Here is a 7,170-nt window from a genome sequence, read left to right as displayed (position 1 = left end):
ACGCTGATCGTCGAGCAGCGAGGGGAGGGAAAAATGGCCAGCACCGCTTGTCGCCGGCGGCGACGCGGCCGCGCCGCCGGCCGGGCTGCGCGGAAGGCGTGCGGCAAACGGGCACTGCGCCGCCGATGAGCCCGATTCCCGCCGAGCCGAGCGCGCCGGGCGCGCGCCGCCGATCGCTGCTGCAGCGGCTCGACGACGTTCGCCCGCCAGCGGCAGCCGGACTCGGCGTCACGCTTGGCCTGCTCGCCGGCGCGCTGGCGGGCAGCGGCCTCAGCCTGGCGTCGCCGCTGGCGCTGCTGCTCGCCGCCAGCGCTTTCCTTGCCCTGGTGGCAGGCGCGCTGGCGATCGCTTTCAGCGCGCGGCCGATCTCGGTCGTCGACGGCGCACCACCAGGCGCGGCTGACGAGCCGCTCACGCCGGTCACACCGGTCACGCCGCTCATACCGGCTGATCCGGATCAGCCGGTTCAAGCTCCGGAGCCCCCTGAATCTCCCGAGCCCCCGACACCGCCAGCGCCGCCAGCAGCCGCGCGCCGCGCCTTGTCGGTGGCGCTGATCGACATCCCGGCCGGTCGTTTCCGCATGGGCAGCCCACCTGGCGAAGCCGGCCACCGCGATGACGAAGGCCCGCTGCGCGAGGTAACGCTGGACGCCTTCGCGTGCATGCCTCATCCGGTTACCCGCGGTCTGTACAAAAGGCTGATGCCTGAGGTCAGCCACAACTGGCCGGAGAACGATGCGGACGACTGGCCGGCCAACTGGATTTCCTGGTACGACGCCGTGCAGTTCTGCAACCGCCTGTCCGACGAGGACGGCCTGGCGCGCTGCTACACCATCGATGCCAGGAACGTGACCTGGCAGCACGCGGCTGACGGTTACCGCCTCCCGACCGAGGCGGAATGGGAGTACGCGTGCCGGGCGGGAAGCGAAACGCGCTATTCCTTCGGCGACGACGCGGCCGAACTCGTTCGCCATGCCTGGTACAGCGCCAACGCCGATGGCCATCCGCACGCCGTCGGCGGGCTCGCGCCCAACGCCTGGGGACTGCACGACATGCACGGCAACGTCTGGGAGTGGTGCTGGGATTGGTTCGGTGACTACCCGGCCGAAGCAGAAATCAATCCGGTCGGGCCGGTGGGCGGAACATGGCGTGTGCTGCGCGGGGGCTCCTTTGTCGCCGGGGCCGGGATCCTGCGTTCCGCGAACCGGGGCTGGTTCAGGCCCGAGGTCGAGGTCGGGGGCGTGTACTTCGGTTTTCGCTGTGTGCGCGGCCCGCGCCGCCAGCCTTGATTCTTGCTTTTTGCCCTTTTGACCCCGCGCAGCGGGGTCGCGCGCAAGAAATGACATTTTGTCAACTGTTTGACAACAAAATGACACACTTGACGGTGTTGTCCGGCGACAGGCGACCAACAACGGACATGCCGACAAGCCTCGCTTTCACTCGTTGGCGCTGGTCGAGCGAAGCGGGTCATCCGAGCGTCAGCAGAACCCCGCGGTAAGCGCGTAGCCCGCGCGTCAGGCGATCGGGCCCCAGTACGGAGGCGTCGCGCAGGCGTTGGCGCAGCCGGCGTCTGGCTTTCGGTCCGGGCAGCAAGCCGGCGCGGCTGACGCGGAAGCCGAGGAAGGTACTCGGCTGGGTGGTCGGCTGCACGGCGCCGGCAGTGGGCTTCAGCTCAAGCTTGCGCTCGTTGCGCAGCCACTCGCTGATCGCGGCGTGCGCCTCGGCGAGCGCGTACGGATCGTCGCCGAACAGCGTGAAGTCGTCCATGTAGCGCAGATACGCGCCGATTTTCAGGCTTCGCTTGACGAAGTGATCGAGGCCATCGAGGTAGAGTGCGCCCGACCAATGGCTGAGATAACCGCCGAGCGGCATTCCTCGGCCTGGCGCGACCGCTTCGTCGGCGAACTCGGGCAAGGAACGGGCGAGCGGCGACTGATAGACGGCGCCACCGGCCGCCAGCAAGCGGGCGATCAACGAGAGCGTGCGGCGATCGTCCAGCCGCCGGGCGAACAAGCGATACAGCGTGGCGTGCTCGATCGACGCAAAGTAGCGCCGAACGTCGAGCGACAGCCGGAAACGGTGCTCGCGCGTCCACGCGAGGTACTGCAGCAGCGCCCGCTGCGGCCCACGCCCGCGGCAGCAGGCGAAGCTGTGATCGATGAAGCTGCGTTCGTAGCCTGGCCCGATTTCGTCGAGCAAGGCGCGCTGGACGATGCGGTCGGCGATCTCCGGCGCGGCGATCAGGCGGGTTTTCGGCTCACGGACGATCGCCAGCCGATAGCCTCCGGGTTGCCAGGTGTCGGCAGCCAGCGCCCGCTGCAGACGAATCAGATGCGTGTCGGCATCGAGATCGAAAGCCGCCAGGCGCGGTTGACGGCGCTTGCCGCGGCGCGTTTCCTGCCACGCTCGCCAGAGCGCCACCAGGCTGCTCAAGCGCACGAACGAACCGGCGGCGACCGAGTGCATCAGGCGACCTGCGAGCGCCAGGCGGTTGCCCGCCCGGACGGTCGCCGAAGGCTACTGGAACGGGCGGGCGGGGGATGTCGGGGCGCACTGCCCCGGTCAGATCCTGCATGGCGCCAAGCCGGCGGCATGTTGGCGGCGCGGGCCGCGCACACAGCGAAAACCGATGTTCTCGTTCTCGTTCTCGGGCCTGTTCCTGTTCCGGTTCGCGGAACGCAGGTTCTCGGCCCTGTTGACAAAGGAGCCCCCGCGCAGCACACCTCAATAAAGGAAGCGGTGGTTGGACCTGACGCCGCCATTATAGGCAATCGACGGTGGATGTGCGCTGCGCGCGTCGCGCGTGCTGCCGGTGCATGCGTGTCGCACAAGGCGCGGCGGGACGAGCGCGCCTGCCCTCAGACTGGTTCCAGCGAGCGCAGCCAGCCGCCCAACTGACGGCCGATGACTTCGGCTCGTTCCAGGGCGTACAGCATCTGCGTTTCGCTGAGGACGTTCAGCGCGTGCGCCAGGCGCAGTTGCGCGCGCAGCCGGATCAGGTGCTCGTCGGCGTCCTCCAGGTGCTCGTCGCGACGCCTGCCCTTCAAGGCCAGCGTGACGGATGAAAACAGCGCCAGCGCCGACTGGCAGAGCGCAGTCGGCAGGCAGCGCGGGTCGTCGCCGAAATGGCCGAGCAGCCACTCGCACAGCGCGAAGCTGTCGACGTAGAGCGGTGCCGCGGCGTAGCGGGTGTTCATCGTCGCCGCTTATGATCGAGACGACGCAGCAGTCCGGCGAGCGCTGCCATCAGTTCCTGTTCGAGCAGCGCGACCAGCTCGTCGGTCTCGCTGCGGCCGCACAGCAGAAGCTCGACGATCGCCTCGCTGGTGGCGTCGCGCGCCAAGCGATACGCTTCCGCCTTTTCCCCGTAGTCGAAGCGATGGCAGCCGCGCGTCAGTGCGCCGAGCACACTGCGCAGTGCGGCCGTCGCCGGATGGTCGGCGCCGAGCAAGGCGAGTGCCTTGCCGTGCACCGGCTGGGCCAACTGGAACGCCTTCAGGTCGCGCACCGAGTAGCGCGGCGCGCGCTCGTTCGCTTCCGACAGCCCCAGCCCGTCCTCGACCGCTGCACGAAGTTGCCGTTCCTTGCGTTCGACGGCCGACTGCTGGCCGGGCGAGAGCGGCAGCGCTGCGGAATCGATCAGCCAGCGGCCGGCCACTTTCTCGGCCGGCAGCCGACCGTTCATGATCAGGTAGCGGACTTGCCGCTCGCTCTTGCCGAGCCGGGCAGCCGCCTGTTCGAGGCTCAGCTTCATCCACGTCCCCCAGTTCCCCCAGGTCAGCGCGCGGCGGCGTCAATGCGCGGCGCGGCGAACACGAGGCGCGTGCGCCTGACGCGCTTGCATTTTACCGACAGCCGCCGACACTGACTGACAAAATAGTGTCAAAGTGTCGACAAAAAAATTTTTCGTCGACCCCGCTGCGCGGGGTCGAAAGGGCAAAAGGCAAGAGTCAAGGCTGGCGGCGCGGGCCGCGCACACAGCGAAAACCGAAGTACTCGAGCTCGTCCCCGGGCCCGACCCTGAACCGGAACGCGGAACGCAGGAACTCGGCCCAGTTGACAAAGGAGCCCCCGCGCAGCACACGATACCAACACTCACCGCCTTCCCAGGCGCTCCCATCGACCGGCGCGCCGTCGTAGCGGTCATGATAGCAATCCTGCACCCACTCCCAGGCATTGCCGTGCATGTCGAACAGGCCCCAGGGATTCGCCAGGCGTGTGCCGACCGGCTGCGCACGACCTTGTGCATTGTCCTCAAACCATGCGTAGCGCCCGAGTTCCTGCGCGTCGTCACCGAACGAGTAGCGCGTCTGCGTTCCAGCGCGTGCGGCGTATTCCCACTCGGCTTCGCTCGGCAGGCGGTAGCCGAAGTGCTCGCAGAACGCACGCGCGTCGTTCCACGAAACCCCGGTCGCCGGCAGCTCGTCGGCGCCCGCATGCGCCGGGCGGAAACGGCGGAACTGCGCGTTGCTGACTTCGTTGCGGGCGATCGCGAACGCCGGCAAGGTGACTTCGTGCTGCGGTCCTTCGTCGTCATCGCGCCCGGCTTCGCCGGCCGGCGAGCCCATGCGGAAGCGGCCGGCGCACAGGCGGACGAAGACGATTCCCTGCGCGTCGGCCGGCTCTTCCTGCGCTCGGCAGCCGCCGACGCCGGCCAAGCGGATCGGCGCCGGGTCGCCGGCGACGACGCGCGCGTCCGGCCAGACGGCGCTAGCCGGGCGCACTTCGCTGCTCGAGCTGAGCGCTTCGAGCAGCGACGACCAGTTCGCCGCGTGCAGCCAGGCGCGCGCAGCGCCGGCGGGCAGCGGGTAGTCGGCTGGCGGCGTGCCGGCGCTGAGCACGAGCAGTTGTTCGTCGTCGCGCAGGACTTCGCGCTCGCCGAGCAGCACGCGACGTTGCGCCGGCCACGCCGGGTCGAAGAGGACGGCGTCGGCGCTGCCGCCCGTGAGCAGCGCGGCGGCGAGCTGCGCTACGCCGGCGCTCGCTGCCGCCGGAACGACGACCAGGCGGCGCCTGATCCGGGCCTCGCGCAGCGACGCCGGCGGCGGCGAAGCGCAACGCCAGACTTCGCTGCCGGCGGCAAGCGACTCGACGCAGCGCTGCGTGACTTCGCGCCAGGCGACGCGCACCTCGGCCGCCGGCGCGAGCCGCGTATCGAGCAGCGAGTGTGCGCTGCTCAGGCTGAGCAGCCAGTTGCCGTCGGCGAGTTGGTCGAGCTCGACGCGCGCCGCGGCGGGCAGCGCCGGCTCGTGGCTGAGCAGCGGCGGGCCGACTGGCGGCTGCGGCGGGGCGAGCAGCACGCCGAGCAGCGCGCCGGCGGCGAGACCCAGGCAGGCGGCCAGGCCCAGCCACAGGCGGCCGGGAGCGCGTGCGCGTGCGTGCGGCCGGTCGCCGGCGAAACCCATCTTCTGCAACATCTCCTGTTCGGTCGCGCTGCGTTCGTGCCACGACCACGGCAATTCGATGCGCCCGCTGCCGGGGGGCTCGCCGCGCGGCGCCAACTGGCCGAGCTGCCGGCGAATCGCGGCCTGATGGCGTTCGTTCTGGTAGAGCGCGTAGAGTTCGCCGATCGCCGCGCCGGCCTGCGCGCGCCGCCACAGGCGCAGACACTGGCGCTCCATCGCCAGATGCTGTTCGGCGGGCGTGCCGTGCCAGGGAAGCGCGTAGTCGCGCGCAGCGCGGGTGGCGATTTCCCGGTCGTAGGCGGCCTCCCAGAACGCCAGCGCTTGCGCGAACAGGCTGTCGGCAGGCCTTTCGCGCGCGCCATCGGCAGCGGCGTCGGCGGCGATGTCGGCCTCGGCGCGGCGCAGCCAGTTGACGCTTTCGGCGCGGCGCGCCGGCGGCCAGTGCAGGCGACCCGGCGGTCCGGGCGCGCGGCGCTGCATTTCGCGCATCGCCCACGGCGAGACGCGCAGACCGAGCGCGCGGCGCAGCTCGAAAGCGGTCGCCTCGTCGACCGCTGCCGGCGACAGGGCGCAGGCGCCGGCCCAGGCGGCGCACTCGTCGGTCGGCGCGCCAGCCCCGTTCGCGCGCTGGCCGGCGCGGCTGCCGCCGAGGAAGCTGGCCAGGCGACCGGGCGCGATGAGCGCCAGGTCGTGCGCGGCGAGGATCGCCGCCAGCTCGCCGCTGCCGGCGGAAAAATCGACGAAGGCGAGCTGCGGCCAGTGCGCCAGGCCACGCAGCAGCGCGTCGATCCGCTGGCGCTGGTCGTCGGCGGCGTAACGACGCGCGAGGACGCGTCCGTCGGTGAGCACGGCGACCAGCGCGTGTGCGCGCCGCTCGTCGACTTCGCGTGGCGCGAAGACCTCGCCGCCGGTGCCGAGCAGGCGCTCGGGCACGCCGCGGAAGCTGGCACGTTCGACCGGCAGACCGTGCGCGACGAGCGTCGCCTGAATTTCGTCGGCAAGGCGTGCCAGCGCGCTGTCTTCGGCGGTTTCGTCGAGCCATAGCCAGACCTCGCGCTGTTCGCTGGCGCGCACGAAGCGCAGTTCGGCGATGCCGGCGCGGCGCGCCGTCGCCTTGACCGTTGCCGCCAGATCGAGGCGGCGCGTCGCTTCGTCGGACAGGAAGCGGCCGATTCCCCAGACCAGAATGTCCTGCTGCGGCGTGTCGAGCAACTGCGCGCCGGCCGCGGCGGGCGGCGCGAGGAAGATGCGCGGCGCTCCCGGACGCGTCGGCGGTGGCGCCGCTGCCGGCAGCCAGCACAGCTTGCGCAGCCGCCACCAGGCGCCACCGGCGGCAAGCAGCGCACTCGCGGCGAGGACGATGGCGAGCGGCAAGCCGCTGCGGCGCGCCTCGGCCGGGCTTGCGGCGAGCGCCGGACGCCAGTCGGTAAACGTCTTGCTGCGCAATTCCTCGGGCGTCAGCGCGCGCGGCCGGTCGGGCTGGTCGGGCTGGTCGGGGCCCAGGATGGCCGCCGGCGCCCCGACCCGGGCCACCCGTCCGTCCTCGATGACCGCCACCTGGTCGGCGATGATGGCCAGCCGGTGGCGATGGGAGATGATCAACGCCGTGCGGCCGGCCAGCAGCGCCCGCGCCGCGTCGCGGATGCGCGCCTCCGACGCCGCGTCGAGGTGCGAGGTCGCCTCGTCGAGGATGACCAGGCGTGCATCGCGCAGCCACGCGCGGGCGATCGCGAGCCGCTGCGCCTGCCCGCCGGACAGGCGGCTG

General features: G+C 71.1%; 6 protein-coding genes. 1 reads left to right on the top strand and 5 read right to left on the bottom strand.

Going from position 1 to position 7,170, the window contains the following annotated elements; genetic code table 11:
* On the top strand, positions 1-1,289 hold a 1,289-nt coding region (locus RKP46_RS06000), incomplete at its 5' end, for a formylglycine-generating enzyme family protein (protein ID WP_311105793.1).
* A 178-nt stretch (positions 1,290-1,467) separates the two neighbouring features.
* Here the strand turns inward: RKP46_RS06000 and RKP46_RS05995 are convergent.
* From RKP46_RS05995 to RKP46_RS05980, 5 genes are all read right to left on the bottom strand, one after another.
* Positions 1,468-2,466, bottom strand: a complete 999-nt coding sequence (locus RKP46_RS05995; protein WP_311105792.1) for a reverse transcriptase/maturase family protein — start codon at positions 2,464-2,466, stop codon at positions 1,468-1,470.
* A gap of 96 nt (positions 2,467-2,562) precedes the next feature.
* Positions 2,563-2,721: an SUMF1/EgtB/PvdO family nonheme iron enzyme gene (locus tag RKP46_RS20190; protein WP_409194109.1), complete on the bottom strand. Its 159-nt coding sequence runs from the start codon at positions 2,719-2,721 to the stop codon at positions 2,563-2,565.
* 137 nt (positions 2,722-2,858) lie between these two features.
* The gene (locus RKP46_RS05990; protein ID WP_311105791.1) at positions 2,859-3,197 is read right to left on the bottom strand and encodes a four helix bundle protein; all 339 of its coding nucleotides are present in this window, start codon (positions 3,195-3,197) and stop codon (positions 2,859-2,861) included.
* The gene (locus RKP46_RS05985) at positions 3,194-3,754 is read right to left on the bottom strand and encodes a helix-turn-helix domain-containing protein (protein ID WP_311105790.1); all 561 of its coding nucleotides are present in this window, start codon (positions 3,752-3,754) and stop codon (positions 3,194-3,196) included. Before RKP46_RS05985 ends, RKP46_RS05990 begins: the two co-directional genes overlap by 4 nt.
* 196 nt (positions 3,755-3,950) lie before the next feature.
* On the bottom strand, positions 3,951-7,170 hold a 3,220-nt coding region (locus tag RKP46_RS05980), incomplete at its 5' end, for an SUMF1/EgtB/PvdO family nonheme iron enzyme (RefSeq protein WP_311105789.1).

Source organism: Accumulibacter sp. (assembly GCF_031732815.1).
Classification (GTDB): Bacteria; Pseudomonadota; Gammaproteobacteria; order Burkholderiales; family Rhodocyclaceae; genus Accumulibacter.
This window is presented reverse-complemented; position numbering and strand designations above follow the sequence as displayed.